General features: G+C 69.2%; 29 protein-coding genes. 17 read left to right on the forward strand and 12 right to left on the reverse strand.

What is annotated here, in order from left to right; translation table 11 throughout:
- Window positions 1-86 precede the first annotated feature (86 nt).
- The 5 genes from AB8M46_RS16505 (at window position 87) to AB8M46_RS16525 (ending at window position 3,311) form a co-directional block, all read left to right on the forward strand.
- Window positions 87-659: a PH domain-containing protein gene (locus tag AB8M46_RS16505; RefSeq protein WP_037335809.1), complete on the forward strand. Its 573-nt coding sequence runs from the start codon at window positions 87-89 to the stop codon at window positions 657-659.
- Window positions 659-1,591: a hydroxymethylglutaryl-CoA lyase gene (locus AB8M46_RS16510; RefSeq protein WP_037332284.1), complete on the forward strand. Its 933-nt coding sequence runs from the start codon at window positions 659-661 to the stop codon at window positions 1,589-1,591. The genes AB8M46_RS16505 and AB8M46_RS16510 overlap by 1 nt, the downstream gene beginning before the upstream one ends.
- A complete protein-coding gene (locus AB8M46_RS16515) occupies window positions 1,588-2,169 on the forward strand; it encodes a GNAT family N-acetyltransferase (RefSeq protein ID WP_394360639.1) in 582 nt (193 codons plus the stop codon). Before AB8M46_RS16510 ends, AB8M46_RS16515 begins: the two co-directional genes overlap by 4 nt.
- Window positions 2,170-2,238: 69 nt before the next feature.
- Window positions 2,239-3,039 (forward strand): TNT domain-containing protein, encoded by an 801-nt coding sequence (locus AB8M46_RS16520; RefSeq protein WP_394360640.1) that lies wholly within the window; start codon window positions 2,239-2,241, stop codon window positions 3,037-3,039.
- The gene (locus AB8M46_RS16525; protein WP_394360641.1) at window positions 3,036-3,311 is read left to right on the forward strand and encodes a hypothetical protein; all 276 of its coding nucleotides are present in this window, start codon (window positions 3,036-3,038) and stop codon (window positions 3,309-3,311) included. The genes AB8M46_RS16520 and AB8M46_RS16525 overlap by 4 nt, the downstream gene beginning before the upstream one ends.
- A gap of 6 nt (window positions 3,312-3,317) precedes the next feature.
- Here the strand turns inward: AB8M46_RS16525 and hisN are convergent, their stop codons facing one another.
- Window positions 3,318-4,103, reverse strand: coding sequence for a histidinol-phosphatase (hisN, locus tag AB8M46_RS16530; RefSeq protein ID WP_394360642.1), 786 nt, complete (start codon window positions 4,101-4,103; stop codon window positions 3,318-3,320).
- Window positions 4,104-4,145: 42 nt separating this feature from the next.
- Here hisN and AB8M46_RS16535 point away from each other — a divergent pair, with 42 nt between their 5' ends.
- The 3 genes from AB8M46_RS16535 to AB8M46_RS16545 all read left to right on the forward strand — a co-directional run bounded on the left by AB8M46_RS16535 (window position 4,146) and on the right by AB8M46_RS16545 (window position 6,712).
- Complete coding sequence (locus AB8M46_RS16535; protein ID WP_016331364.1) at window positions 4,146-4,850, forward strand: response regulator transcription factor; 705 nt, start codon at window positions 4,146-4,148, stop codon at window positions 4,848-4,850.
- Between the two features lies 1 nt (window position 4,851).
- Window positions 4,852-6,135: an ATP-binding protein gene (locus AB8M46_RS16540; protein WP_037332277.1), complete on the forward strand. Its 1,284-nt coding sequence runs from the start codon at window positions 4,852-4,854 to the stop codon at window positions 6,133-6,135.
- A 64-nt stretch (window positions 6,136-6,199) separates the two neighbouring features.
- Window positions 6,200-6,712, forward strand: coding sequence for a hypothetical protein (locus AB8M46_RS16545; protein ID WP_394360643.1), 513 nt, complete (start codon window positions 6,200-6,202; stop codon window positions 6,710-6,712).
- Here the strand turns inward: AB8M46_RS16545 and AB8M46_RS16550 are convergent.
- From AB8M46_RS16550 to AB8M46_RS16585, 8 genes are all read right to left on the reverse strand, one after another.
- The gene (locus AB8M46_RS16550) at window positions 6,690-7,103 is read right to left on the reverse strand and encodes a hypothetical protein (protein ID WP_037332271.1); all 414 of its coding nucleotides are present in this window, start codon (window positions 7,101-7,103) and stop codon (window positions 6,690-6,692) included. The genes AB8M46_RS16545 and AB8M46_RS16550 overlap by 23 nt on opposite strands.
- Window positions 7,104-7,107: 4 nt before the next feature.
- A complete protein-coding gene (locus AB8M46_RS16555) occupies window positions 7,108-7,740 on the reverse strand; it encodes a response regulator transcription factor (RefSeq protein WP_037332269.1) in 633 nt (210 codons plus the stop codon).
- A 135-nt stretch (window positions 7,741-7,875) separates the two neighbouring features.
- Window positions 7,876-8,523 carry a response regulator transcription factor gene (locus AB8M46_RS16560; RefSeq protein WP_037332268.1) on the reverse strand — a complete coding sequence of 216 codons (648 nt, stop codon included), beginning with the start codon at window positions 8,521-8,523 and terminating at the stop codon, window positions 7,876-7,878.
- A 220-nt stretch (window positions 8,524-8,743) separates the two neighbouring features.
- Window positions 8,744-9,580, reverse strand: a complete 837-nt coding sequence (locus AB8M46_RS16565; RefSeq protein ID WP_394360644.1) for an NAD(P)H-binding protein — start codon at window positions 9,578-9,580, stop codon at window positions 8,744-8,746.
- A gap of 11 nt (window positions 9,581-9,591) precedes the next feature.
- Window positions 9,592-10,950 (reverse strand): MDR family MFS transporter, encoded by a 1,359-nt coding sequence (locus AB8M46_RS16570; RefSeq protein WP_394360645.1) that lies wholly within the window; start codon window positions 10,948-10,950, stop codon window positions 9,592-9,594.
- Between the two features lie 237 nt (window positions 10,951-11,187).
- Window positions 11,188-11,727: a GtrA family protein gene (locus AB8M46_RS16575; protein ID WP_016331373.1), complete on the reverse strand. Its 540-nt coding sequence runs from the start codon at window positions 11,725-11,727 to the stop codon at window positions 11,188-11,190.
- A 401-nt stretch (window positions 11,728-12,128) separates the two neighbouring features.
- Complete coding sequence (locus tag AB8M46_RS16580) at window positions 12,129-12,629, reverse strand: GtrA family protein (RefSeq protein ID WP_378423624.1); 501 nt, start codon at window positions 12,627-12,629, stop codon at window positions 12,129-12,131.
- A 10-nt stretch (window positions 12,630-12,639) separates the two neighbouring features.
- On the reverse strand, window positions 12,640-14,895 hold the full coding sequence (locus tag AB8M46_RS16585; RefSeq protein WP_394360646.1) for a sigma-70 family RNA polymerase sigma factor: 2,256 nt from the start codon (window positions 14,893-14,895) through the stop codon (window positions 12,640-12,642).
- A gap of 257 nt (window positions 14,896-15,152) precedes the next feature.
- On the opposite strand from AB8M46_RS16585, the gene AB8M46_RS16590 reads away from it, so the two are divergent.
- From AB8M46_RS16590 to AB8M46_RS16615, 6 genes are all read left to right on the forward strand, one after another.
- A complete protein-coding gene (locus AB8M46_RS16590; RefSeq protein WP_037332256.1) occupies window positions 15,153-16,025 on the forward strand; it encodes a hypothetical protein in 873 nt (290 codons plus the stop codon).
- Between the two features lie 82 nt (window positions 16,026-16,107).
- Window positions 16,108-17,460 carry a glycosyltransferase 87 family protein gene (locus AB8M46_RS16595; RefSeq protein ID WP_037332255.1) on the forward strand — a complete coding sequence of 451 codons (1,353 nt, stop codon included), beginning with the start codon at window positions 16,108-16,110 and terminating at the stop codon, window positions 17,458-17,460.
- Window positions 17,435-18,640, forward strand: coding sequence for a glycosyltransferase 87 family protein (locus tag AB8M46_RS16600; protein WP_394360647.1), 1,206 nt, complete (start codon window positions 17,435-17,437; stop codon window positions 18,638-18,640). Before AB8M46_RS16595 ends, AB8M46_RS16600 begins: the two co-directional genes overlap by 26 nt.
- 13 nt (window positions 18,641-18,653) lie before the next feature.
- Window positions 18,654-19,838: a 5-(carboxyamino)imidazole ribonucleotide synthase gene (locus tag AB8M46_RS16605; protein WP_394360648.1), complete on the forward strand. Its 1,185-nt coding sequence runs from the start codon at window positions 18,654-18,656 to the stop codon at window positions 19,836-19,838.
- A gap of 12 nt (window positions 19,839-19,850) precedes the next feature.
- Window positions 19,851-20,348 (forward strand): 5-(carboxyamino)imidazole ribonucleotide mutase, encoded by a 498-nt coding sequence (purE, locus tag AB8M46_RS16610; RefSeq protein WP_037332250.1) that lies wholly within the window; start codon window positions 19,851-19,853, stop codon window positions 20,346-20,348.
- Between the two features lie 152 nt (window positions 20,349-20,500).
- Window positions 20,501-21,127: a DUF3558 domain-containing protein gene (locus AB8M46_RS16615; protein WP_394360649.1), complete on the forward strand. Its 627-nt coding sequence runs from the start codon at window positions 20,501-20,503 to the stop codon at window positions 21,125-21,127.
- Window positions 21,128-21,130: 3 nt separating this feature from the next.
- Here AB8M46_RS16615 and AB8M46_RS16620 read toward each other — a convergent pair whose 3' ends face one another.
- Window positions 21,131-22,780: a class I adenylate-forming enzyme family protein gene (locus AB8M46_RS16620; protein WP_394360650.1), complete on the reverse strand. Its 1,650-nt coding sequence runs from the start codon at window positions 22,778-22,780 to the stop codon at window positions 21,131-21,133.
- 105 nt (window positions 22,781-22,885) lie between these two features.
- On the opposite strand from AB8M46_RS16620, the gene AB8M46_RS16625 reads away from it, so the two are divergent.
- Both AB8M46_RS16625 and AB8M46_RS16630 read left to right on the forward strand, forming a co-directional pair.
- Complete coding sequence (locus AB8M46_RS16625; protein WP_174492065.1) at window positions 22,886-24,058, forward strand: acyl-CoA dehydrogenase family protein; 1,173 nt, start codon at window positions 22,886-22,888, stop codon at window positions 24,056-24,058.
- Between the two features lie 169 nt (window positions 24,059-24,227).
- Window positions 24,228-24,656, forward strand: coding sequence for a hypothetical protein (locus tag AB8M46_RS16630; RefSeq protein ID WP_394360651.1), 429 nt, complete (start codon window positions 24,228-24,230; stop codon window positions 24,654-24,656).
- Here AB8M46_RS16630 and AB8M46_RS16635 read toward each other — a convergent pair.
- Window positions 24,604-25,056, reverse strand: a complete 453-nt coding sequence (locus AB8M46_RS16635) for a hypothetical protein (RefSeq protein WP_394360652.1) — start codon at window positions 25,054-25,056, stop codon at window positions 24,604-24,606. The genes AB8M46_RS16630 and AB8M46_RS16635 overlap by 53 nt on opposite strands.
- Window positions 25,057-25,190: 134 nt before the next feature.
- On the opposite strand from AB8M46_RS16635, the gene AB8M46_RS16640 reads away from it, so the two are divergent.
- Window positions 25,191-25,616, forward strand: coding sequence for a DoxX family protein (locus AB8M46_RS16640; protein WP_016331387.1), 426 nt, complete (start codon window positions 25,191-25,193; stop codon window positions 25,614-25,616).
- Between the two features lie 64 nt (window positions 25,617-25,680).
- On the opposite strand, the gene AB8M46_RS16645 is transcribed toward AB8M46_RS16640, so the two are convergent.
- Entirely contained in the window at window positions 25,681-26,388 is a 708-nt protein-coding gene (locus AB8M46_RS16645) for a TIGR03089 family protein (protein ID WP_394360653.1), read from the reverse strand.
- Window positions 26,389-26,395 lie beyond the last annotated feature (7 nt).

Genomic DNA, 26,395 nt, shown 5'->3' on the forward strand with positions numbered 1-26,395 from the left:
CGATTTCCGGCGTCTCCTCTTCCGCCGGGACCGTTCGCCGGTACGGTGAGCTCACCAGCGCCGAACACACTTTGGGAGCGTCCGTCGTGGCCTATCCGGACGATTTGCTCAGCGAGAACGAGCACGTCGTGGTGCACAGTCACCCGCATTTCAAGATGCTGATCTTCCCGTTCCTCGCGCTGATCGTCACGCTCGGCGTGGGGATTTGGCTGGCCGTCATCGCGAAGGACGCGACGGCCCCGTGGGACCTGATCTCCGAGATCGCGATCGCCGCGGTCGGGCTCGGTCTCGTCGTGTGGCTGTTCCTGGCGCCGTTCGTCCGGTGGCGCACGACGCATTTCATCGTCACCACGGACCGGTTGATCGCCCGCGAAGGCGTGCTCAAGCGGACCGGCATCGACATCCCGCTGTCGCGGATCAACAGCGTCCAGTTCGAGCACGGGCTGCTGGACCGCGTGTTCGGCTGCGGCACGCTGGTGATCGAGTCCGCTTCGGACGAACCGCTGAAGTTCGACGACATCCCCAAGGTCGAGCGCGTGCACACGGTCATCTACCGCGAAGTCAACGACAACCCGTACGACGACTTCGCGCCGGGACCGCAGCAGACCGAGCCGCTGCCGCCGCAAGGGCACCCGCCGCGCGGAAACCGGCGCCGCTGATGGGCACGCGAGAGCTGGGGCTGCCCGAGAAGGTCCCGTCCGTCTACTCCCTGCCGGAGCGGGTGACGATCTGGGAGGTCGGCCCGCGTGACGGTCTCCAGAACGAGAAGTCGATCGTCCCGGTCGAGGTCAAACTCGAATTCCTGGACAGGCTCGCCGATTCCGGGCTGACCACGCTCGAGGCGACCAGCTTCGTGAGCCCGAAATGGGTGCCGCAGCTGGCCGACGCCGAGCAGCTCCTGGCCGGGCTCGAGAAGCGCGAGGGCGTCCGGTACCCGGTGCTCGTGCCGAACGAGCGCGGGCTGGACAGGGCGCTGGAGGCCGGTGTCTCGCATATCGCGATCTTCGCCAGCGCCACCGAGACCTTCGCCAAGAAGAACCTCAACTCGACGGTCGACGACCAGTTCGCGATGTTCGAGCCGGTCGTCACGAGGGCGCGGGCCGCGGGGCTCGACGTCCGCGGGTACGTGTCGATGTGCTTCGGCGACCCGTGGGAGGGCGCCGTCCCGGCCGCGCAGGTCGCCGGAGTGGGCAAACGGCTGCTGGACCTGGGCTGCTCGCAGCTCTCGCTCGGGGACACGATCGGCGTCGCCACCGCGGGTCAGGTCGAGACGCTGATCGGGGAGTTCGCCGGCGTCGACGCCCTGGCCGTCCACTTCCACGACACCTACGGTCAGGCGCTCGCGAACACGTTGGCCGCCCTCCGCTGCGGCGTGTCCACTGTGGACTCTTCGGCTGGCGGCCTCGGCGGCTGCCCGTATGCCGAATCGGCCACCGGGAACCTCGCGACCGAGGATCTCGTGTGGATGCTCGACGGTCTCGGCGTCGAAACCGGTGTCGATCTCGACGCGCTGGTGGCGACGAGCAAGTGGATGGCCGGGAAGCTGGGCAGGCCGAGTCCGTCCCGGGTGGTCAACGCGCTCGCCGGATGAGGTTCGCGGAACTCACGGATGAGACCTGGCCGCTTTTCGAGCGGCTGTTCGGGCCGGGAGGGGTGCAGGGCGGCTGCTGGTGCGCCTTCTTCCGGCTGACCGGGCCCGAGTTCAAGCAGGCGGGCAAGGACGGCCGCAAAGCCCATGTCCGCGACGAGGTCGCCGCGGGGAAACCGTTGGGGCTGCTGGCCTTGGCCGACGACGAGCCGGTCGGCTGGGTCGCCGTTTCGCCCCGGCTGGACAATCCGAGGCTGGCGAGGTCGCCGGTCGCGGCGTCGCCCGGCGACCACACCGGGGTCTGGTCGGTGACGTGCTTCTACATCGGCAGGAAGAGCCGCCGCCAAGGGGTTTCCACCGCCTTGCTGCGGGCCGCGGTCGACTTCGCGGCCGGGCGTGGGGCGCGCGTCGTCGAGGGTTACCCCGTCGAGGTACTGGGCAAGAGACCGGGTGCGGACCTGTACCACGGCACGGTGAGCGTTTTCGCGAAGGCGGGTTTCGAACTCGTCGAACGTCGTCCGCCGTCCCGGGCCTTGATGCGCTTTCGGGTATCCGCCGACGAGAACGCCGGTCGGCGCTAAGGTCGTAACGCGTCCTGTCCGCTGCCTCCCCCGTTCACCGGTGGGAACCGATTCCTTGGGGGAGGTGCGGTGACCGATCCGAGCGAGGCCGGGACGGGCCCGATCCGGCTGCCCGTCGAGTACGACGCCCCGACACCACCGCACGGGGCTCGCGCGCCGTACGCGCCTTCGCCGTGGCCGCCTTCGGTGGCGCCCTTGCGGGTGCCTTTCCCGCCGAAGCCCGCCGCCCCACCGCCCATGGGGGCGTTGCGGACGGAACGCGAGAGCGTGATCGCGCTGTTCCTCGTGCACATGTTCCCGATCGGGCATCTCCCGGTCGCGATGGGCAAACCCGCGCGTCAGCTGCCGCTGCCCGACGGCGGTTCCGGTCCGCAGGACCATCCCGAGGCGGACGTGCTCGACGACCTGGACGCGCTGTCCCATGTCAGCAGCGGTTTCCGGCGTTCGCCGACGACTCCGGCCGCCGTTCCGCCGCCGGAGTTGACCAGGGGACACCATCCGTGGGGCGAAATGTCCGAAGAGGACTGGAAAGAGCGCTTCACGACCGGAACGGGCCATCTGTGGCCCTCCGACAGTGATCCGGCGACGCCGACGATGCTCGAGGCCGGTACCCATCTCGACCGTTTCGGGGATCAGCACGGCCGGGTGTTCGCCGAGGACGCGACCCTGTTCCCCATGCGCTCGCTGCCGCCGGACCAGGCCGGTGCCTACCGGCGTTACCGCGTCGTCCGGCCGCTGCCGGTCTGGCGTTCGGTGACCGCCGGATGGTTCGGGCAGCCGGGCGGCGGAGTGCGCTTTCGCACGGTGCTCGGCGCCGATGAACTCGTCACGCTGGGCTTCCTGGCGGACGTCACGGGGGAGGTTCGGTGAACACGGGGACGATCCTGCGGTGGCTGGCCGCGCTGGGCGTGCCGCCCGAAGTGGTTTCGGTCGGCGCCGAGGTGGACAACGCCTGGTGCCTCATGCGCACCGAGGAAGAGGGAGCCGAGCCCTCCTGGGAGGTCTTCTGGCGGGAACAGGGCAACCGGTACGACTGGGCGCGGTTCACCAGCGAACAGGTCGCCTGCCACTACCTCTTCGGACGTCTCGCCTGGTCGCAGGTCGCGCGCGGTGCCGTCGGGCTGCTGCCCGGCGCGCAGTGAGCGCGTTCAGCGCTTCAGGATCGCCAAGACCTCGTCGTGGAGCAGCCCGTTCGTCGAAAGCGCCGACCCGTTGTCGTAGCGCGCTTCGCCGTTCAGGTCGCTGAAGCGGCCCCCGGCTTCGGTGACCAGCACCTGGGCCGCGGCGACGTCCCACGGGTTCACGATGCATTCCGCGGTGACGTCGAGCGCGCCCTCGGCGACCAGGCAGTGGTGCCAGAAATCGCCGAAAGCGCGGCTTTCCCAGCACGCGTCGACGAGGTCGAGGTACTTCTCGCGTGAGTGGTACTCCACCCACGAATTCAGGTCCGTTGTGGACAGATACGCGTCTCCGAGCGACGCGACCTTCGACACCGAGATGCGGCGTTCCCCGGCGGAGTCGCTCATCCAGGCGCCGTCGCCGCTCGCGGCCCACCAGCGGCGGCCGAGCAGCGGCGCGCTGATCATGCCCACCACGGGGTCGCCGTCTTCGACCAGCGCGATCAGCGTCGCCCACACCGGGACGCCGCGCAGGAAGTTCTTGGTCCCGTCGATCGGGTCGAGCACCCAGGCGCGTCCGGTCGCGGCGGTGCCGCCGCGTTCTTCGCCGAGCACCGCGTCGTCCGGCCGGTCCGTGGCGAGGATCGCGCGGATGGCGTCCTCGACGGCGGTGTCCGCGTCGGTGACCGGCGTCCGGTCGGGTTTGCGTTCCACGGCCAGGTCGAGCGCGCGGAACCGGGCGGTGGTGATGGCGTCGGCGGCGTCGGCCAGCCGAGTGGCGAGTTCAAGATCATTCTCGTAGCCGGGCACGGTCACGATGGTTTCACGCCCGGCAGTCGTAGAGTTGGCCAGGTGAGCATGGTGCTACTCGCCGAGGACGACCCGGCCATCGCCGATCCGCTTTCCCGCGCACTCCAGCGGGAGGGGTACGAGGTGCGGGTCGTCGGCGACGGGCCCGCCGCCCTCGACGCGACCGAGAGCGACCGCGTGGACCTCCTGGTGCTCGATCTCGGCCTCCCGGGGATGGACGGGCTCGAGGTGTGCCGCCGCCTGCGCGCCAGCGGCACCGAGGTGCCCGTGCTGATGCTCACCGCGCGCACGGACGAGGTCGACTTCGTGGTCGGGCTCGACGCCGGCGCCGACGACTACGTCGCCAAGCCGTTCCGGCTGGCCGAACTGCTGGCCCGCATCCGGGCGCTGCTCCGCCGCCGGGCGCCCGACGTGCTGGAAGCCGGGGGAGTGCGGATGGACCTCGGTGCCCGGATGGTCACCGTCGACCTGCACGAGGTGCAGCTCGCGAACAAGGAGTTCGAGCTGCTCCGGGTGCTGATGAGCCGCGCCGGGCAGGTGGTCAGCCGCGACGAGATCCTCGCCGAGGTGTGGAACGACCTCGAATCCAAGACCTCGAAGACACTCGACATGCACATGTCGTGGCTCCGGCGGAAGCTCAGCATCGCGGCCGACGAGGCGGCGGGCCGCGCGGGCAAACCCGGCGGGAACGGCGACGGCGAACGGCGGATAGCCACCGTCCGCGGCGTCGGCTTCCGCTTCAACGCGGAATAGCATGCGCCGCCGCATCCTCCTGGCGATCCTGCTCGCCGTCGCGGTCACCGCGGCCGTGCTGGGCATCCCACTGGGGATCACCGCGTGGCAGCTGGTCGAGAACCTCAACCGCGAGAACCTCGCGTCCTCCGCCCGTGGGATAGCGGCGACGCTGGACAGCGAGATCGCCGTCGGCCAGCCGATCAACCTCGACCTGGTCCGGGTCGCCGTGCCGCAGGGCGGTTTGCTGACCGTCCGCGCGCAAGGGCAGATCGAGAAGCGCTACGGCTCCGACCCCGGCTCGGACGTGGTGTCCGAGCGGGCGCCGATCGCGCTGCACGGCGAGGTCGAGCTGTCCGTGCCCGCCGGGCCGATGCGCACCCGCCAGACGCAGGTGACGCTGCTGGTGCTGCTGCTGGTCGTGCTGTCGGTGGGCACCGGCACGGTGGTCGCGACGGTGACCGCGCGAAGGCTCGCGAAACCGCTGAGACACGTCGCGGATCGCGCGGTCAAACTCGGCGGCGGTGATTTCCGGCCGGATCCGAAGCGCTACGGCGTCGGCGAGCTCGACATGGTCGCCGAAGCGCTCGACGCGTCCGGCTCGGCGCTCGCGCAGCTGGTCCAGCGGGAACGCCAGCTCGTCGGCGACGTCTCCCATCAGTTGCGGAGCCGGTTGACCGCGTTGCAGCTGCGGCTCGAACCGCTGACCGTCCACTCCGATCAGGACGTCGTCGACGAGGCGAAGGCCGCGCAGGAACAGGCGGACCGGCTCGCCGAAGCGCTCGACGAACTGCTGGCCGCCGCGCGGGCGGCGCGCGAAGTCGGCGCGGAGCCGGTGAATCTGCCGGAAGTGCTCCCCGAGGTTTCCGAAGAGTGGCGGCAGCTGCTTCGCGCCGAGGGCAGGCATCTGCGGATCCGCGTCACCGACGGGCTGCGGGCGAGGGCGACGCCCGGCCGGTTGCGCGAGGTCGTCGGCGTCCTGCTCGACAACGCGCTGCGCCACGGCGCGGGAACGGTCACGCTCGCCGCCCGGCGCGGCGACGCGGACGGCACCGTCGTCATCGAGGTCGCCGACACCGGCTCCGGGGTGCCCGACGAGCTGGCACCGCACATCTTCGAACGCGGATTCTCCGGCGGCGGGTCGACCGGTGTCGGCCTCGCGCTCGCCCGCGCGCTCATCGAGGCCGACGGCGGCAGGCTGGAGCTGTCGAGCAAGCAGCCGGCGGTGTTCAGCCTCTTCCTGAAGGTGCCCCGGCCGGGAGACGTGGCCGAGGTGCGGTGGCCGGCCGAGCGGGTCCCTCGCTAAGAAACGCCCCAAGGACGTCCCGATCGGGCAAGGCCGTGTCAGTGCGGCGACTTACCGTCGGGGGGTGCATGCGACGGCGTTCCGGTACCGCCCACCGGTGAGTCCGGTGGCCGCGGCGACCCTGGAGATCGGCAAGGTGGCGGTCACCGTGCGGTTGTCCTTCGACGGCGCGCTGTACGCGTGCCGCCGCCCTCCCGGCGTGGTGGAGCGGATGGAGGCCGAGGCGCTCGACCTGCTCTCCAAAGGCCTGTTCGTGAGCGGGATCGACACGCCGGTCGCGACCGTCACGGGGGCGGCGGGCCATCGGTTCGTGCAGCGGAGCGCCGAATTCGAACCGCCGGACGGCAGGCTCTACCGCGGCATGTGCGGGGTCGGCGCCAGCCGGAACGGGCTGACCCTGACCGGCATCCTCGGCTACCGCCTCGAAGTCCGCGCGGAGTGGGCGAGGCGGGCGGGTGACTGCGGCCCGCCGGGGAACGCCGCCGAATGGTGCGAGCTCTTCGGCGGCGAGCTGGCGTCCATCGGCGGGGTGGTCCTGCGGCGGGCCTCGGTGTTCAGTCTCGGTACTCCGCCGTGACCGTGACGACGAACGCCGCACGGGCGGGCAGGCCGAGACTGACCCACAACCCGGTCGGATCGGTCTCCTCCAAGGTGATCGGCAACGGCTGCTCGTCGACCACGAGGAACTCCGTCCCGATCAGGACGCCCAGCGAGCGGTCGAGCAGCGTGTGCTCGTCGCGGACCTTGTCCGCCCGCGCGGTAACCAAATAGGACAGCCGGCACCGCTTCGCCCGCACGGCGCCGGTTCCCGGGCCGGCGCCGTGCAGGGCGAAGAGGAACAGATCGACGCTCGACACCCGCGTCTCGGTCTGCCAGGTGGGTTTCGGCGGATCGAGCCGGACCACCGTCCCCTCCGGCAGATGGGGCGCGATGAGCCGGCACAACGCCTCGTCGACCTGGCTGATCACGGGGTCAGATCAATCCCTCACGCAGTGCGTAAGCCACCGCGTGCGAGCGGTTCCGGAGCTGGAACCGGTTGGTCACGTCGTGCAGGATGCTCTTCACCGTGCGCTGCGAGTAGCAGAGCTGGTCGGCGATCTCCTGCGTCGAGAACCCCGACGCGACCAGCTTGAGCACCTCGGTCTCCCGGTTGCTCATGCCACCGAGGTGCAGGCCGCGCGGCTGCAGCACCTGACGCTGCAGCCGTGAGACCCGGTGCAGCAGCCTGCCGAGCAGGTCGGGCGGCAGCGCGCCCTCCCCGGCCGCGGCCGCCTTGATCAGCCGGACCAGGACGTCGGCGCCCGCGTCGGAGCGGCGGGCGACGGCGCAGACGCCGTGTTCGATGGCGCTGAGGATCTCGTTGTCGTCGACTTCGCCCGCGATGAGCACGATGCGGGTGAAGCCCTGGTGGTGCAAGGCGGACAGCAATTGCGTCATCGCCTCGTCGAGGCGATCGGTGACCAGGAGGGCCACCATGGTCGGGTCGGCGGTCTCCCCGTCCACCAGCCAGACGTCGTCACGGGAGCGGAGCGTCATGCAGACGCCGTTGTGCAGGATCGGATCGGTCGCGCGGACGACCACCGGTGTCCGGTTCGGTTCGAACATGTGATTCCCATTCCCCTCGAACGGTGCGAGGGCCCCACCCCTCGCACTACTCACCCTGCCGGGTGAGGTGTCCCGAGCGCATGGGACTCCGGTCCCGGAATTGCCCGAAAAGCCGCCCTTATCGGGGTCGCTTTTTCAGCGACCCAGCCCCGCCTCACGGGCGCGCACGATCGCTTCGGCGCGATCCGCGACGTGAAGCTTGCTGAAGACGTTCGAAATATGGTTCCGCACGGTCTTCGGGCTGAGACACAGCGTGCTGGCGATGGCGGTGTTGCTGTGCCCGCCCGCGATGAGCGAGAGGACCTCTCGTTCCCGGACGGTGAGTTCCGGGAACACCGTGTCCGTCGTCGGCTGGGTGTGGTTGAAAAAGCCGAGAACCCGCGTCGCGATGTCGGGCCCAAAGATCGCTTCGCGCCTCGCGACGGCGTGCACGGCACGAATGATTTCGTCGGGTTCCGCGTCTTTCAGCAGATATCCGCGGGCTCCGGCCCGCATCGCGGAGAAAACGGATTCGCTTTCGTCGGCCATCGTCAGCATGAGCACGCCGACTCCGGGCCGTTCGGCGACGATGTGCCGGGTCGCCTCGGCGCCGCTGATATCAGGCAAATGCAGGTCCATGACCACGACGTCGGGCGCGAGCGCGCTCGCCGCGCTGATCGCGTGCGCGCCGCTCGCGGCCTCGCCGACCACGTCGATCAGCGGTTCGTTGTCGAGCAATGTGCAGACCCCGAACCGGAACAGCGGATGGTCGTCGACCACGAGCACGCGAAGGCGTTCGTTCATACGGTTCCCCCTGTCTCCCCGACGCGGCACGTTAAGCGAGAGGGCCGGTCACGAACAACGCGAGGTCCGGACAGCGGACCGGCGAGAATTAAACGCCTGATGAGTATCGCGTATCGCGGGGGCCAGCCCAACCCATTAACCCTTTCGGCCCACGTTCGGGTCTCAAGTCCGTGAAGGCCTCCTTCCCTACCCTGAAGGTAGTGAAGGAGGCCTTCACGGATCAGGCGAAGGAAACGGCGTGCTCGCGAGCCCAGTCCTCGAACGTCAGCGGCGCCCGGCCGAGGAGTTCGCGAACGGTGTCGAACACGATCTCCTCCTTCCCGGCGGACTGCCGCTTGAGCTCGAAGATCCCGTCGACCGCCGAAGCGGGCCAGCCGAACCCGAGCATCCGGGCGCGCGAAGTGGCTTCGGGCTCCTCGACGTAGGTCAACCGCCGCCCGAGCGCGTTGCCCAGGATCTCGACCTGCCGTCGCGTCGTGAGCGCTTCGCCGCCGGTGATCGGGTAGGTCTTGCCCGCGTGCCCGTCGCCGGTCAGCACCGTCGCGGCGACCTCGGCGATGTCGCGGACGTGCACCAGCGCGGACGCCGGATCGCCTTCGGGAACGCGGATGACGCCGTCGCCGCGAACGGCGTGCAGCCAGGCGAACCGGTTGTCCATGAACGTGCCGGGGCGCAGGATCGTCCAGTCCGGCCCGGCCTCGCGCACGGCCCGCTCGGCCTCGGCGTGCACGAGGGAGATCGGGTCGGTCTGTCCGAAGTGGACGCCGGTGGTGGAGAGCTTGACGACGTGCGAGACGTCGGTGGCGGCCTTGAGCACGGCTTGTTCCTGGGCGAGCGGGTCCGAGCCGTGGCCGGAGGTCAGGACGAACACGCGCTCGACGCCGTCGAGCAGCGCCGGATCGAAGGCGTCGAGGTCACCGACGGCGACTTCGGCGCGCGGATCGATCCGGGCGCGGGAGGGATCGCGCGTCAGGGCGCGGACTCGAGCGCCCTTGTCCAGCAGCGCGGGAACGAGTTCGCGGCCGATTTTGCCGGTGGAACCGAGAACGAGGATCATCGGAAGACTCCTTAGTGGTTGCGCCGCAAGGAAACGCGCGGCAGGAAGAGGGAAGCGGCGAGGCCGACGGCGAGGGCGGGGACCATCACCCAGAACACGCCGCCGAGCGCGGACGAGTAGCCGGCGGGACTGTCGTCGGTGAAAGCGTTCGTGAACACCGCGCCGAAAACGGTCAGCCCGGCAGTGGTGCCGAGGGAGCGAAGGAAGCCGACGGTCGCCGAAACGGCGCCGAGGTCGGTCCTGGCGACGTTCTGCTGTGCCGCCATGGAAAGCACCTGCATGTTGAGCCCGGCGGCCGCGCCGAACACGACGAGATAGGCGACGACGAGCGGCAACGGCGTTGCTTCGTCCATGGTGGACATCGCGAGCGCGGCGGCGAGGCCGAGGGTCATGCTGAGGATCGGCGCCCAGCGGTAAGCGCCGGTCTTGGCGATGACGCGGCCCGCGACCATCGACGACGCGGCGACCGCGAGCGTCATGGGCAGCAGCAGAAGCCCGGCTTCGGACGGCCCGGCGCCACCCGCGGTCTGCAGGAAGAGCGCGAGGTAGTTGACCGAACCGAGGAAGACGAACCCGGCCGCGGCACTGGCCAGCACGCTCAGGCTGAACATCCTGGAGCGGAACAGCCGGAGCGGGACGACCGGTTCGGCCGCGCGGCGCTCGACGAGCAGGAAGGCGACGAGCAGCACCGCGCCGATCGACGCCGACAGGGGAGTCGCCAGGGTCAGGCCGACGATCGCGCCGGACAGGACGACGATGCCCGCGAAGTCGAACGGCGCGGCCGTCCGGCGTCGTTCGAGCCGCAGGAATCGTGCGACGACACCGAACGCGACCAGGCCGATCGGCACGTTGAGGCCGAAGATCGACCGCCAGCCCGCGAGGTCGGTCAGGACGCCGCCGACGACCGGGCCCGCCAGCGAGGACCCGGCGAAGCAGATCGAGAACCAGGCGAAATAGCGAGCGCCTTCGCGACCGGGGAACAGTTCGCCGATGATCGCGGCGACCGCGACGAACAGGCCGCCGGAGCCGATGCCCTGCAGGACACGGGCGGCGATCAGCAGCGGCATCGTCGGCGCGAGGGTGCAGGCGAGGGAGCCGAGGACGAACAGCGCGATCGCGACGAGGACGACGCGCTTGCGGCCGAAGAGGTCGCCGAGCTTGCCGTAGACGGGCGCGCTGACGCTGCCGGCCAGCAGGTAGGACGTGGTGACCCAGGCGAACGACGTGGCGCCGCCGAGCTCGCCGACCATGCGGGGCAGGGCGGTCGCGACGACCTGGGCGTCGAGCATCGCCAGGAACACGGCGGCGAAGAGCCCGACGAGGGCAAGGGTGTTTCGGGCGCGCGGAGGCGCGTCGAGAGTGGTGCTCAAGAAAGAGATCCGTTCACTGGAAGAAACGAGGGAACGCGAGGGACGCGGAGCAGTGCTCCGGATCCCCGCCAAGACGGGAAAAGGCTCAACCGTCATCCGAACCGGATGCGGTCCTCTTCGCGCTTGGCGATCACCTCGAATTCGTCCCGCTCGACCGTACGAACCCGGCCGGCGTCATCAGTGAAGGAACGTTGACATGGATGACCCTAGACAATCACATGTCTTTTGACAAGTGTTTCAGTGGAGCGGAACGACGTCGTCGTCCGGTTCGTCGCTGTCCCGGCGGCGTTTGCCCAGCTCATCGGGGAAGACCCACTTCTTGAAACCCCAGAAGCGGAAGAACATCGCCAGCAGCATGCCGATGATCGACCCGCTCGTGAAGTCCGCGAACTCCTGGACGAACCGGGTCACGTGCGGCACTTCGAGATCGAAGATGTAGCGCGACGTGTAGAGCGGGATCAGGTTGACCACCACGGCGATCCCGCTGATCACGAAGAAGAGCGCCGCCTCGTGATGCCGCTCGCGGCCGCCGCGGGTGCGGAAGGACCACTCGCGGTTGAGGATGTACGACACGATCGTCGCGACGATGATCGCGATCGCCTTCGCCGTGGTCGGCTTCGACTCCAGCACGCTGAGTTTCAGCAGGTACCAGACGCCGTTGTCGACCAGGAACGTCGTGCCGCCCACGATCGCGAACTTCAACAGCTCACGGTGCTTGATCAGCACGGATCGGAGCGGCTCGGGCGTCCTGGAAAGGACGGATTCGACCACGGTCACCAGATCAGTCTAATTCGCGTGGCCCGCCGAACGGGTCGGCAGGGGATGGACGGCGCGATATATGACGCTTTGGGTGTTTCGGTCCCGTGGGTCGTGACCCTCCTGGTCGAAAGTCCGTGAAGGCCTCCTTGAGGGACTCTGGGTCCCTCAAGGAGGCCTTCACGGACTGGGAAACATAGGGCGCGGCGGGATCAGGGACGTGACTCGCGTGATTGGAGGCCGCACTCGGGGTGTTCCGCCGCTGATCACGCGAGTCACGCCTTCAATCACGCGAGTCACGCCTTCAATCACGTGAGTGCGGCCCCGCGTGGGTCGTGAGTGGCGTTTCGGGTTAGAACACGAAACGCCACTCACGACCCACGGGACCGGGGGAGCAAGGGACCTTTGCTACCAAGTGGCGGTCAGGCGGCCGGATCGTCGGGAATGCCCGAAACCTCCCGTCCACCGCCCCGTACCAGCCGCGGCCGCGCGCCGGCCTGCGGGAAGACCCACTTCTTGAACGACCACCACCGGAACGCCGTACCGAGCAGGGTCCCGGCGAGCACCCCGCTGACGAAGTCGGCGACCTCCTGGGTCAGCAGCGAGACATGCGGCTCCTCCAGCTTGAACACATACCGCGAAATCAGCTGCGGAAGCGCGTTGAGCCCGAGCGCGATCGCGCTGAGCAGGAAGAAGAGCGCCGCTTCGTGCGCGCGCTCGCGGCCGCCACGGGAGCGAAAGGACCATTCTCGGTTCGCGACGTACGAGAAAACGGTGGCCACCAGGACACCGATGACCAGCGCGGTCACCGGTTTGTCGGTCAGCACGGTGAACTTCAGCCCGTAGGTGATCGTCATCGTGATGACGAAACTCGCGCCCCCGACCAGGACGAACCGCACCAGTTCGCGATGCTTCCCCAGCATGCGGGCGACGCTACTGGAAAATGCGGTCGACCACTCCGTTGGGCTGGGTGGACGGCTTGGACTTTCCAGGCCTCGGTGGCGCGCTCGTGGTGGTGGTCGTCTCCGGCTGGGCCGGCTCTTGCTGCGCGGGCTCCGAAGACGTCACGGCCGGCGAAGGCTTCTTCGTCGGGACAGGCCAGCCAGGGCGCCCAGGCTTCGTCGTGTCCGGAGGGCCCGAAGGCTTCGAAGTGACCGAAGGCAGCGAAGGCACCGTGGTCGGCGGAAGCAGCGAGTTGTCGTCACACATGTGGCGCCAGCAGTCGAAGTAGACCGCGACCGGCTCCGCCTTGGCAGTGCCCAGGGTGGCGTTCACGGCCACCGGCATCCCGTTCGCCGGACGGCCCTTCAGCGTCACCGACAGGTTCGCCCCGCGCCCCGGAGCCAGCGAACCACGCGAAGTGCATGACGCGCCTTCACCGGTCGGCGTGCATCGGATACCGGAGAAGCTCGACCATTGGAGAATGCGGTGGTCGAGAGTGATCGTCACCGGTTTCGTCGACTCGCCGGTGTTCCTGACGTGGATGTTCACCCGCGGATTGCGGAACCAGGGGAACGCGGACATCCAGTCGGCGTCGGCGCTCAGCGTGAGTTTGTCCACGGGCGCGGGCGGCGCCGGCACCTTGACCTTCACCTCGATCGACACCTTGATCTGCGCGCCCGCCGTCACCGAACCGGTGACCACGCTGCCGTCCACGGCCGTCCCGTCGGCGCGGAGCCGGAACTTCAGCACCGCCGACTGGCCCGGTTCGAGGCCGGTCCCGGTCCGGCAGGTCACCGTGCCGGTGCCGCCGGGGCAGCTCACCGCGATCGGGCCGGGTGCCTGCTGCCGGAAGCCGTTGGCGCCCATCGCCCCACCGCCGCCGGCGGCGGGAATGGCCCGCACCCCCGTCGGCAGATTCAGCGAGACGGCCACGGGCTCGGACTTCGATCCGCCGTCGTTGCGCACGGTGATCGGCAGGTCGGCCGGTTCGCCCGGCCTCAGCTGGACACCGCCGGGCGGGGTCGACGCCGTCATCACCGGAGGCGCCGGGATCACCGGCGTGGGCGCGGGCGGCTCGGCGGGGGTGGTCGTCGGGTTGGGTGCCGGGTTGGGTGCCGGGGTCTGGGCCGGAGGCGGCTCCTGCTGGGCGGGCGGCACGGGCTGCTGCGCCGGCGGGACGGCGGGCGGAGCCGGGGGAGGCGCGGCGGGCGGCGCCGGGGGCGCGACGGCGGGCGGAGGGACCGCGGCGGCGGCCGGGATCTCCTGGGTGCCGCCACCGGCGGCGAGCGCCACCGCGACGGCGGCGACGATGGCCACACTCGATCCGGCCACACCGGCGAACTGGCGCGGTCCGGCCGCGGCGGCACCGGCGGCGCCGCCCGAGGTCGAACCCGCGGCGGCGGCCGTCGCGGCCGCGGTGACCGCGCCCGCCTTGCCCGCCCCGGTCGTCGCCAGGTATCCGAGAGCCGCGCCACCGAGCACGATCGGCGCGATGATCCCGCGCAGCCCGGTGTTGACGTCGGCCAGTTCCGCGGCCAGCGCGCGGCATTTCTCGCATTCGTCCAGGTGGTTCTCCACCTGGGCGCGTTCGCGTTTGGACAACCCGTCGCGGGTCCACGCGCCGAGCTTGTCCGCGCTCGCGCGGCAGCGTTCCGCGGAGTTCTCGGCCAGGTGGACCTGCAGATACGCCTGCCGCAGGCCTTCACGCGCCCGGTAGGCGAGCGCGGAGACACCGTTCGCGGTCAACCCCAGCAGCGGCGCGACCTCGGCGGGCGTCTGCCCTTCGATCTCGGTGTGCCACAGCACCGCCTGCCACCGCTCGGGCAGCCTGGCGAACGCCTTCGCGGCGAGCGTGCGCTCGAGCCCGGCGACGGCCGTGTCGGAGAAGGGGACCGTCAGCGCTTCGCCGACGGCACCGCCGACGTCGGACATGTCCTCGTTCAGGTCGACGCGTTTGTCCTTGCGCGTCTTGTCGTAGGCGGTGTGCCGGAGCGCGGTCAGCAGGTACGCGCGGAACGCGGCGTCGGGGCCTTTGCCGCCGCGCAGCGTGTCCAGCACCTTCGCGAAGGCTTCCGAAACGAGGTCGTCGGCTTCGGAACTCGAGCGGGCGAGCTGACGGGCGAGGTTGTGCGCCGCGCCGGCGTGACGCTCGTAAAGGGTTCCGTAAGACGCGATCTTCCCGTCACGCACCTCGGCGATCAGCTCGGCGTCACTCTTACCGGAGAGATCGGCGGGAACGGTGGACACGGGGCTCCTTCATCTGCGGGTTAGGCGGGTCTACTCTTCCTAACGCCCGAACACGCTCAGTGTGACGGAACGGGCGACGCACGTCACCTCGCGGTCCCTTCGATGACCCGGAGGGCGCAACGCCATCACCCAGGATGGGTTACCGAAGAGTTCGGAAAGATCCTTGAAAAACGCCGTCACGCGCGGCGTGGACGGGCGTCCCCACCGTGAAGCGATCGCAAGATCGAAAAGATCGGAACGGAAAGGGGCGGTGGGCAGTGGACGTACCGGCCACCGGTGCGCCGTCCGGGGGATCCGACGGGCAAGCCGCCTGGAACCGGTTCGAACGAGATCGCACGCTCCGCGCACTGCGGGCCCGCTGGCGGACGGCCAGCCTGGCCGCGGGCTGGCGTTTCCCCAGCGACTGGGGCCTGCCCGAGGTCGACGCCGTCTGCGCGGCGGTGATCAAGAACGGCCGGGTCGCTCCCGCGGAAGTGGCGGAGACCGCCCTCGCGGGGCTGGGCCGGGCTCGGGCCGCCGCGGGCGCGGGACTGGCCGAGACGCTCGCGGACCTCGCGGCGTTGCACGCCGTGCTCGCCGACCCGGACGCGGTGGACGGTTTCCTCGCTCCGGATGTCGACTCCACGCCTTCCCGCTTACTGCGGGTGACGGCGCTGGCGTGGGCGGACGTCGCGACCGATCAGCTGGTGAACACCGAGGTCACCGAACCCCTCACCGGTCTGCCCACCGCCGCGTACCTGAGGACCCGGTTGAGTGAGCTGTACCGCCAGGCCCGCCGCGACGAGCGGCCGGTCGCGGAGGCGCACACGCTGCTCGTGGTCTCGATGGACTTCAGTTCGGTCGCGGGCTGGCCCCGGCTGACCGGGATGATCCTGGTCGCCGACGCGTTGAAGCAGGTATTCGACGGCGGGGAGAGCGTCGCCTCGATCGGGCCGTCCGTCGCGGGCGCGCTCGTGCCGAAGGACGTGAGGCTCGCCTCGTCCGGCGTCGCGCTGCGAAGGGCGCTCAACGAGCGGCTTTCGGTGGACGCGCAGTTGCGCGACACGGGCCGTCCGCAGATCTCGGCAGTCCGGCTCCCGGCGACCTACGATCTGGCGTGCGATCTGCTCGGCTCCCTCGCCCGCTCCTGACGCTGGGTTAGCGCAAGAGGTTCTCCAGGTCACGGGCGACCCTGTCGACCAGGCACAACCCGGTTCATGATTTCCTGTTTGCGTGACCCGGACTGTTGACGCCGACGCCAACGGCGACGTTTCGGCGAGCCGACCGCAGCATCGTCTCTCACTGCGGAAGTCGCTCGCCCGCTTGTCCGTCCGGCCGAGGTCGATCCTGATCCTGTCGGTGATCCCGCTGGTCGCGATCGGTTTCGGCATCTGGGGATGGCAGCACGAATGGGTGCTGGGCGTGGACAGCGCGGTCTACCGCGCCGGTGCCGAGACCTTGCTCAACGGTGACCCGCTGTACGACGCGAACACCCTTCCGGTGGAGCCGTGGTGGGCGCTGTTGCCGTTCACCTACCCGCCGACCGCCGCGCTGCTGTTCATCCCGCTCGCGATGGTCCCGACGCAGGTCGCCTGGGGGCTCCTGACCGCGGTTTCGCTGCTGGCGCTCGCGCTCTGCGTGCGGATCGCCATCGGCGCGCTGCCGAAGCCCTCGACCGACGGGCCCCGCTGGTGGGCCTCGCCCGCCCGGTCGACGATCGCGTTCTTCCTGGTCTTCCTCGGCCTCGAGCCGGTGTGGCGCACGATCTTCCTCGGCCAGATCAACATCATCCTGATGGCGCTGGTGATGCTCGACATCCTGGTCATCGGGGCGAGGGGCAGCCGCTGGGGCGGCGTGCTCGTCGGCGTCGCGGCCGCGGTGAAGCTCACCCCGATCGTTTTCCTGGGGCATCTGTTCATCACCGGCCGCCGGATGGACGCCGTCCGCGGGCTCGTCACGTTCGTCGTGATGCAGGGCCTGATGTTCCTGATCATCCCGCACGACGCGGCCCGCTACTGGACCTACACGCTGCCCGACACCGGCCGCATCGGCCCGGTGCACTGGGCGGGCAACCAGTCGCTGAACGCGCTGATGAACCGCTTCACCGAGCTCGCGCCCTGGGCGTCGAAGGCCGCGATGGGGATCGGCGCGCTGCTCGCGATCCCGGCGATCTGGCTGGTGCTGCGTTTCCACCGCAAGGGCCAGGCGCTCGCGGCGATGCTGGTGACGGCGTTCTGGATCCTGCTGATCTCGCCGATCTCCTGGACCCACCACTGGGTGTGGGTGGCGCCGCTGGTCGTCCTGCTGGTCTCGCGCCTGCCGAAGACGACGCCCGCCACCGCGTGGAAACGCTGGCTCGGCACTTTCGCGGTGTTCTTCGTCTTCATCAGCTGTGTGCTGCTGATCCTGCCGAACGGCCGCAACGTCGAGCTGCACTGGAAGGTGTGGCAGAACATCCTCGGCAGCGCGTACATCTTCATGCCGTTGGTGCTGGCGGTCGCGCTCGCCGGACGCTGGTGGTACCTGCGGCGGAAGCAGGGCACGGGGGACACCGGAAAGCATGCTGAAGTCACGTCCGGCGGCTGAGGCCCGGCTCGTCGGGATCACGCTGGCGGGTGTGCTCGCGCTGGCGATGCTCGCGCTGGGCGTCGTCGCGTGGCTCGGCGAATGGCATCTCGGCGCGGACAGCGCCGTCTACCGGGCCGGCGCCCTCACACTGCTGAAGGGTGAACCGCTCTACACCCGCGAGGCGCTGACGACACTGCCGCCGTGGGTGCTGCTGCCGTTCACCTACACCCCCGCCGCGGCGCCGCTGTTCCTGCCGCTCGCGATCGTGCCCGCCGGGCTGACCTGGGGCGTCGTCGGCGCTCTGTCGCTGGTCTGCCTCAGCGTCGTGATCTCCGTGGTCGCCCGCGCCTGCGGTGCCCCGCTCACCCGATGGTGGGTGCTGCCGCTGGCCACGGCGGGCGCGTTGGCGCTGGAGCCGGTCTGGAAGACGATCTTCCTCGGGCAGATCAACCTCATCCTGATGGCGTTGATCGTCGTCGACGTCCTGGTGCTTTCGGCGCGCGGTTCGCGCTGGGCCGGGGTGCTGATCGGGATCTCGGCCGCGATCAAGCTGACGCCGCTGATCTTCGTGCCGCATCTGCTGTTCACCGGACGCTGGAAGGACGCGCTGCGGGCGCTCGGCACGTTCGTCGCGCTCGAAGCCGTGATGTTCGCGGTGATCCCCGGTGACGCCGTCCGGTTCTGGACCGAGTCGGCGACCGATCCCAGCCGGGTCGGCTCCGTGCACTGGATCTTCAACCAGTCACTCAACGGGCTGGTGAACCGCGCTTCGGAGCTCGCGTCGTGGTCACTGGCGGTGGCCATCGCCGTCGCCGCCGTCCTGGCCGTTCCCGCTGTCTGGCTGGTCGTGCGCCTGCACCGCCGCGGTGACCCGGTCGGCGCGCTACTGGTGACCGCGTTCTACGGGCTGTTGCTCTCGCCGGTGTCGTGGTCACACCACTGGGTGTGGACGGTGCCGCTGCTCGTCCTGCTCGTCGTCCGCCGGGCGTGGGTTCCGGCCGCGGGCGTCGCGGTGCTGTTCGCGAGCGGTGTGATCATGTTCGTGCCCAACGGCGGGGACACCGAGTTCGGCTGGGGGCTGGGCTGGTCGCTGCTCGGCAACGTCTACGTCCTCACCGCTGCGATCGCCATCACAGGCCTGGCCGTGCGGGAGCTGCGACGCGGGTCCGCCCAGGTCGCGGCGGTGGCGGCCAAGTAATCTCTGCGTCGTTATGGACAAACGAACCGGTCTTCCGATCGTGGGCATGGTGGGCGGCGGACAGCTGGCCAGGATGACCCACCAGGCGGCGATCTCCCTCGGCCAGTCCCTGCGCGTGCTGGCCGCCGGGGAGAACGAATCCGCCGGCCTCGTCGCGGGCGAGGTCGTGCAGGGGCACCACACCGACCTCGAAGCGCTGCGCTCGTTCGCCGCCGGGGTCGACGTGCTGACCTTCGACCACGAGCACGTTCCCGGCGAGCACCTGCTGACGCTCGCGATGGAAGGCGTCACCATCCGGCCGGATCCGGCCGCGTTGTCGATGGCGCAGAACAAACTCGTCATGCGCGAGATGATGGCCGGGCTGGAGATCCCTGGCCCCGCCTTCGCCGAAGTGTCCTCTGTGGACGATGTAATCGCCTTCGGCGACAAGCACTCGTGGCCGTTGGTGCTCAAGGCGGCACAGGGCGGCTACGACGGCCGCGGCGTCTGGATGCTCGACACCGCGCAGCACGCCCGCGAGACCGTCCCCGAACTGCTCGACGCCGGAACTCCCTTGCTGGTCGAGGAAAAGGTCGTCATGCGGCGCGAACTGTCCGCGCTCGTGGCCCGGTCCCCGTTCGGGCAGGGCGCGGCGTGGCCGGTGGTGGAGACCGTTCAGTCCGGCGGGATCAACACCGAGGTGCTCGCCCCCGCCCCGGGGCTGAGCCTCGAACGCACGCAGGAGGCGCAGGATCTGGCGCTGCGGATCGCCGCGACGCTGAACGTGACCGGCCTTCTCGCCGTCGAGCTGTTCGAGACCGATGAAGGCCTGCTGGTCAACGAACTCGCGATGCGCCCGCACAACTCGGGCCACTGGACCCAGGACGGTTCGAAGACCTCGCAGTTCGAGCAGCACCTGCGGGCCGTGCTCGACTACCCGCTCGGGGTGACCGATCTGATCGCCCCCGCCTGCGTGATGGCGAACGTCCTCGGCGCGCCCGAGGCACCGGAGATGGGCCCGGACGAGCGGCTGCACCACCTGTTCGCGCGGTACCCGGACATCCGCGTTCACTTGTACGGCAAGGGAGAACGCCCCGGCCGCAAACTCGGCCACGTCAACCTCGTCGGCGAACGCATGGAGGAGCTGCGCGACCGCGCGCTGCTCGCCGCGCATTGGCTTTCCCACGCCGTCTGGCTCGACGGCTACGAGATCCACTAGGAGTAACTGAGTATGTCGCCGCAGGTTGGCCTGATCATGGGCAGCGATTCGGATTGGCCGACGATGGAAGCGGCCGGGCAGGCGCTGGCCGAGTTCGGCATCGAATACGAAGTCGGCGTCTACTCGGCGCACCGCACTCCGCAGCGGATGCTCGACTACGCGACTTCGGCCGCTTCGCGCGGTGTGCGCGTGATCATCGCGGGCGCCGGCGGTGCCGCGCACCTGCCGGGCATGGTCGCTTCGGCGACCGTGCTGCCGGTGATCGGGGTGCCGGTGCCGCTGAAGTACCTCGACGGCATGGACTCGCTGCTCTCGATCGTGCAGATGCCCGCCGGTGTCCCGGTCGCGACGGTCTCCGTCGGCGGGGCGCGCAACGCGGGTCTGCTCGCGGTGCGCATTCTCGCCGCGTCCGATGAGGCGCTTCAGGCGAAAATGGCGCGATTCCAGGCGGATCTGGAGCAGCTGGTGCTCGACAAGGACTCCGCGCTGCGGAAACGCGTCGAAGGCTGACCCCGCGTTTCGTCCTCTGAATGCGATAGTTCGCCATCGAACCACCGCATTCAGAGGACGAGACGCGAGCGTAGTGCTCCCCGCGCGCCGATGACTGTAAGGTGTCAGCCGGGCACCATCGGTCAATTCGATCGGTGGTCGGGGAGGGGTTCATGAGGCGCACGCTGAAGATGCCCGTCGCGGTACTGACATCACTGCTGATCGCCGGTTGTGGCAGCGGTGGAATTCTTGAGAACAGACCCTCGCCCGCCCTGACGGGGCCTGCGATTCCGGCCGTGCCGGTGCAAGAGCCGTTGCCTCTGCATTCCTTCAATGTGGACCCTTGCGGCGTTCTCGGTCGTGCTGAAGTCGCCGCGCTGATCGCTGATCCGCCGGACGAAGTGAAAGCGGAGCGCTACTCCGTCGGATACGACCGCGCCTGCAAGTGGGACCAGTTCCGAGCGGGCTCCCTGACCGTCGGGATTCCTCGGGCGGCTACGGGCAGTCTTGAGGAGCGGGTGGACCGGCACAGGCGAGATCCGTCGAATTTCTCTCACTGGCGGGAGTTGTCGATCAGTGGTCTTCCCGCGGTCGAACAGGTCGGCAATCCGCCGGCCTTCGAGTACAACGGATCCACGCTCAACGCCTGCACTGTCGAGGTCGGAGTCACGGACAGCGAACTGCTGGAGTTCAACTATTCCCAGGTCAACGACACCAAGTCGCAGTACTGGGGCGATGATCGGTGTGCGGCGGCACTCAAGGCCGCGGAGCTGGTGATCGGCAACCTCCGCGGCCGCTGAGCGTCAGTCGGCGAGCTGCTTTCGCAGTTCCCGTTTGAGCACCTTCCCGGCCGCCGACACCGGGATCTGGTCGACGAAGTGGATCGCCCGCAGTCGTTTGTACGGCAGGACGCGGGCGCCGACGGCTTCCAGGAGTTGTTCGGCCGTGACGTTCTCGTCGCTGCGTACCACGAACGCGACCGGCAGCTCGCCGACCTCGGTGTCCGGTTTGCCGACGACGGCCGCCGCCGAGACGCCGGGCAGGGTGATCAGCAACTCTTCGAGCTCGCGCGGGAAGACGTTGTATCCCTTGTACAGCAGCATGTCCTTCTTGCGATCCACAATGGACAGATAGCCGTCTTCGTCGAGGACGCCGATGTCGCCGGTGTGCAGCCAGCCGTCGACGAGCGCGGCCGAGGTCTCCTCGGGGCGGTCGCGGTAGCCGATCATCACCTGCGGGCCGCGCAGGCAGACCTCGCCGCTTTCCCCGGCGGGCAATGGATCTTCGCCGCCTTCGGCCGGGACGATCTTGATCTCGGTGTCGGGGAGCGGAAGGCCGACCGAGCCCACCTTCCGGACCGCGGAGCGGTAGGCCGGCGCGATGACGGCTCCCATGGTGACCTCGGTGAGGCCGTAGCCCTCGATGACGAGCACACCTGGGAAGCGTTTCTGCAGCGCGCGGATCATCTCGTGGTTCATCGGCGCCGCGCCGGAACCGATGGTCAGTACCGAAGACAGGTCGGCTGTGTGAAACTCGGGGCAGGCGAGCAACGCGGCGAACAGCGCGGGCGCGCCGCCGATGGTGGTGACGCGCAGCAGTTCGGCGTCGGCCACGTACGCGGCCGGGTCGAAGCGGTCGTGCAGGACGATGGTGCCGCCGTCGAGCAGTGGGACATTGAGCGCGGCGATGGTGCCCATGGCGTGGAACCACGGCGTCAGGTTGAGGGCGATCCCGGTGCCGATCCGAGACGGCCACTCGTCCGGGCCGCCGAGCTGCTCGACGATCACCTCTCCCGAGTCATCGACCGCGGGGACCGCGCCCAGGCGCCAGCAGGAGCTCTGCAGGCTGTTGACCACGACGTTCCGATGCGGCAGGCGGACACCCTTCGAGCGTCCGGTGGTGCCGCCGGTGTACGCCAGATGGGCGAGATCGCGGTAGATGTCGATCTCGACGTCCGGCCGCTCGTCGGAGTGACCGGAGTGGAACTCCGTGAACTCGACCTCTCCCTGCCCGAGTGCCTCCGGCGGGTGAACGACGATGGTCAGCCGGACCGACGTCCGCTCGCGCACCGAAGCCAGCACGCGCGCGAACGGGCCGACGGTGACGGCGGCGACCGCCCCGGCGTCGGCCAGTTGGACGGCGAGGTCCTCGGGCGGGAGCAGGGGATTCGCCGGGCTGAAAGTCGCCCCGGCGAGCAGCGTTCCGTAGTAGGCGACCGGGTACGCCAGGCAGTTCGGCAGGTGGAGCGCGACGACGTCGCCCCTGCCGATGCCCTCGGCGCGCAGGGCGTTCGCGAACCGGCAGGCCGCGCTGTACGTCTCGGCGAAGGTGAGGCTCTGGTCTCCGTGGGCGAAGGCCGTGCGGGAGCCCCAGCGAGCGGCGGCGCCGGCGAGCACCGAGCCGACCGGGACCTCGGGATAATCGAGCGACCGGGGGAACGGGGTGAGCTCCATCACTCGAACGTACGGACTTTGCGGTCAAAGACACAAGCGCTCGCGATGTCGCACCATGTGAACGAGCGCTAACATCGGTCAAACTCCCAAACGCGGTTAGAAGAGGTGACGAAGGTGTCTGACGGCCCGGGTCTGTACCAGCTTGCCGAAGAGCACGAGGAGCTGCGGGCCGCGGTGCGTGCCCTCGCCGAGAAGGAGATCGAGCCGTACGCGGCCGAGGTCGACGAGAACGAGCGGTACCCGATCGAGGCGTACAACGCGCTGGTCAAGTCGGGTTTCAACGCCGTGCACATCGACGAGGCCTACGACGGCCAGGGCGCGGACGCCATCGCCGCCTGCATCGTCATCGAAGAGGTCGCGCGCGTCGACGCGTCGGCGTCGCTCATCCCGGCGGTCAACAAGCTGGGCACGGTGCCGATCATCCTTTCGGCGTCGGAAGACCTGAAGAAGCTCGTGCTGCCTTCCATCGCCTCCGGTGAAGCCTCGGCGTCCTACGCCCTTTCGGAGCGCGAAGCCGGCTCGGACACCGCCTCGATGCGCACCCGCGCGAAGCTCGACGGCGACCACTGGGTGCTGAACGGCACCAAGTGCTGGATCACCAACGCGGGTGAATCGTCCTGGTACACCGTGATGGCGGTGACCGACCCCGAGGCCGAGAAGAAGGCCAACGGCATCTCCGCGTTCGTCGTGCACAAGGACGACCCCGGCTTCACCGTCGGCTCGAAGGAGCGGAAGCTCGGCATCAAGGGCTCGCCGACCCGCGAGATCCACTTCGAGAACGCCACCATCCCGGCCGACCGCATCATCGGCGAGCCCGGCACCGGTCTGAAGACCGCGCTGCGCACCCTCGACCACACCCGCCCGACCATCGGCGCGCAGGCGCTGGGCATCGCGCAGGGCGCGCTCGACGCCTCCATCGCGTACGTCAAGGAGCGCAAGCAGTTCGGCAAGTCGATCTCGGAGTTCCAGGGCGTCCAGTTCATGCTGGCCGACATGGGCATCAAGATCGAGGCCGCCCGGAACCTCGTCTACGCGTCCGCCGCGGCGACCGAGCGTGGCGACAAGCGCGGCGGCTACATGGCCGCGGCCGCGAAGGCGTACGCGTCGGACATCGCGATGCAGGTGACCACGGATGCGGTGCAGCTCTTCGGTGGCGCGGGCTACACGCGCGACTTCCCGGTGGAGCGCATGATGCGCGACGCGAAGATTACGCAGATTTACGAAGGCACCAACCAGATCCAGCGCATGGTCATGGCGCGCGCCCTGCTCAAGGGCTGATTCATTCCCGCGTGAAGGCCTCCTTCCCTCGGCTCAGCCGAGGGAAGGAGGCCTTCACGCGCTTCAGGGACTCGCAATCAGGTGACGAAATGCGCAGGTGAGATCGGCCCTCGGTGAGATGCTTCACGGAAGTACGGCGATCATGGGCCGCCGGTGTCACTCTCGGAGGATGTTCTGGTTCGCTCCGGTGTCGTGGACACCGCACGACGAGGCCGAGCTGATCGCCGGCTGGCGGTTGTGGCTCGAACTCGGGGATCGCACGTGGCCGTCGGCCGCGTGGGACGGGACGGCGGCCGACGTCGTCAGGCCGCTGCGGGAGTTGGTCGCGGCCTGCGACGAGATCGAGACGGGGTACCGCAGCGCCGTCGACGAGCCGTCCGAGGAGTTCATCCGGATCATCCAGTTCCTCGTGTGGACCGTCAGCACGGTCATCGAGCTGTGGGCCGACGACGAGGTCCCGCTCGACGCCGAGCGGATAGCGTTGCTGCACGCCGACCTGGCCGGGTTCGCCGAGCAGGCGGAGCGGGTGCTCGAGTTGCTGGCCGTCAGCGGCGGCTGGACGGGTCTGGCCGCGGAGCATCGGCGGACGGGTCGCTGAGCGACTCTGGTTTCTCGACCCAGGCGAACCGTGATCCCGCCAGGTGCTCATCCAACGCGCGGTCCAGCGAGAGCAGGGTCACCGGGTTGCCGAACGGATCCTCGCCGGGCGCGATTTCGTAGCCGAGCCGGATGAGGGACTCTTCTTTCTCGTCGGACTCGACTTCGTGACGGGTGACACCGTCTTTGATCGACCACGTGCCGCCGAGAGCGCGATGGAAATGCAAGACCAGTTCGCCCGGAGTCGCCCAGGTGAAGCGCGACACCGCGAATTCGGTGCTCCAGCTCGACCAATAGAGCCATCTGGAGCCGTTGTCCAGGAACGCCAGGTCGACGGACTCGACGCTGCCCGGATACACGGTCTCATCCGACCAGAGGCCGACCAGCCGTTCGTCCGTCACGGCGGGGATTCTGCCGTATGGGAGTTCCTGTCGGGTACCTGTCGATCACGCTCCGGAGGTGCCCTCGGAGGCGCTCGGTGCCCTACCGTGATCCGGGTAAGTTGAATATTCACCGACCAGAAAGCTGATACCCGATGTTCGCTCGTTTCAAGGATGTCGCCCTCCTGCTGGGCCGGATCGGTGTCGGTGTGGTCTTCCTCGCACACGGCCTGCAGAAGTGGGAAAACGGGATCGACGGCACCGCGAAGTTCTTCGAGCAGACCGGAATCCCGCTCCCGACGCTCGCGGCGATCTTCGCGATCGCGGTGGAGATCGTGGGAGCCATCTTGTTCATCGTCGGTTTCCTGACGCCGCTGGTGGGCCTCGGCTTCGTCGTAGTCTCCGTCGGCGCCCTGCTCTCGGTGCACCTCGACAACGGCCTCACCGGTCAGGGTGGTTACGAACTCGTCCTGGTGCTGGCGGTCGCCGGGCTCGCGCTCGGTTTCAACCCCGGCAAACTGTCGCTCGACCACGCGCTCTTCGGACGCAAGCGTGAGGCAAAGCAGCTCCAGGACGCCTGACCCCAGATGTCATGAAAGGGCCGTTCCTGACGTATTTCGTCAGGAACGGCCCTTTCATGACATTTCAGGAGGGGAGATCCGCGGTAGTCCGCTCCGCTTCGCGCCGAGAAGCGAGTTTGGCCGGATCAGCGTCGGTGACCTGGACCAGATGGGCACCGGCCGCCAGCGGCGTCAGGAAGCCCGCCAGGATCCCTTCCATACCGGTCCATTCCACAGTGGACAGAACGCGGTCGTCGGCGGACAGGCCCAGATCGGAAGCCCGAGATCGAGCCGCGGCGAGCACTTCGTCCACAGTGGACGAGCCCAGTGCGGGAGTGTCGCCGGGCACCGGGAACAGCGGGCTGAACTGGTCACCCGAAAGCCGGGCTTCGGTCAGGTAGTCCATCGCCCCGCCGGGTACGGAGCCGGCGGGCAGCCCGAGACCCATGGGGTGCAGCGAGACGACGGCGGTCGCGGCCGCGTCGGAGGCACCGCCCGGCGCGACGAACGCCACCCGGGCGCCCGCGGTCTCCGTCACCACCCTGGCGCCGCACCACCACGCGCCCAGCAGCACACCGGCGGTCTGCCAATGCGACGGCAGCACCACGGCGACCTCGTCGCCAGGTTCGACGTCGAACTCGTCGACCAGCCAGTTCGCCGTTTTGGCTGCCCAGTTCACCGTGGTCGCCACGGACAGTTCGACCCGGCTGCCCTGCTTGTCGTCGTAGTGCGTGATCAGCGGTTTCGCGGGCGACCCGAGTACGGGCCGCAGCAGCAGTTCGGTGAGGCTCACGCCCCCA

It is taken from the genome of Amycolatopsis sp. SB7-3 (genome assembly GCF_041021335.1).
Classification (GTDB): domain Bacteria; phylum Actinomycetota; class Actinomycetes; order Mycobacteriales; family Pseudonocardiaceae; genus Amycolatopsis; species Amycolatopsis japonica.

Bases quoted from the DNA above. Each gene is read 5' to 3' on its own strand.
- AB8M46_RS16515 (WP_394360639.1), top strand. From the start codon at position 1,588: ATGAGGTTCGCGGAACTCACGGATGAGACCTGGCCGCTTTTCGAGCGG.
- AB8M46_RS16605 (WP_394360648.1), top strand. From the start codon at position 18,654: ATGGACAAACGAACCGGTCTTCCGATCGTGGGCATGGTGGGCGGCGGA.
- AB8M46_RS16560 (WP_037332268.1), bottom strand. From the start codon at position 8,523: ATGAACGAACGCCTTCGCGTGCTCGTGGTCGACGACCATCCGCTGTTC.
- AB8M46_RS16620 (WP_394360650.1), bottom strand. From the start codon at position 22,780: ATGGAGCTCACCCCGTTCCCCCGGTCGCTCGATTATCCCGAGGTCCCG.
- AB8M46_RS16630 (WP_394360651.1), top strand. From the start codon at position 24,228: ATGTTCTGGTTCGCTCCGGTGTCGTGGACACCGCACGACGAGGCCGAG.
- AB8M46_RS16565 (WP_394360644.1), bottom strand. From the start codon at position 9,580: ATGATCCTCGTTCTCGGTTCCACCGGCAAAATCGGCCGCGAACTCGTT.
- AB8M46_RS16510 (WP_037332284.1), top strand. From the start codon at position 659: ATGGGCACGCGAGAGCTGGGGCTGCCCGAGAAGGTCCCGTCCGTCTAC.
- AB8M46_RS16540 (WP_037332277.1), top strand. From the start codon at position 4,852: ATGCGCCGCCGCATCCTCCTGGCGATCCTGCTCGCCGTCGCGGTCACC.
- AB8M46_RS16615 (WP_394360649.1), top strand. From the start codon at position 20,501: ATGAGGCGCACGCTGAAGATGCCCGTCGCGGTACTGACATCACTGCTG.
- AB8M46_RS16580 (WP_378423624.1), bottom strand. From the start codon at position 12,629: ATGCTGGGGAAGCATCGCGAACTGGTGCGGTTCGTCCTGGTCGGGGGC.
- AB8M46_RS16640 (WP_016331387.1), top strand. From the start codon at position 25,191: ATGTTCGCTCGTTTCAAGGATGTCGCCCTCCTGCTGGGCCGGATCGGT.
- AB8M46_RS16600 (WP_394360647.1), top strand. From the start codon at position 17,435: ATGCTGAAGTCACGTCCGGCGGCTGAGGCCCGGCTCGTCGGGATCACG.
- AB8M46_RS16555 (WP_037332269.1), bottom strand. From the start codon at position 7,740: ATGTTCGAACCGAACCGGACACCGGTGGTCGTCCGCGCGACCGATCCG.
- AB8M46_RS16535 (WP_016331364.1), top strand. From the start codon at position 4,146: ATGGTGCTACTCGCCGAGGACGACCCGGCCATCGCCGATCCGCTTTCC.
- purE (WP_037332250.1), top strand. From the start codon at position 19,851: ATGTCGCCGCAGGTTGGCCTGATCATGGGCAGCGATTCGGATTGGCCG.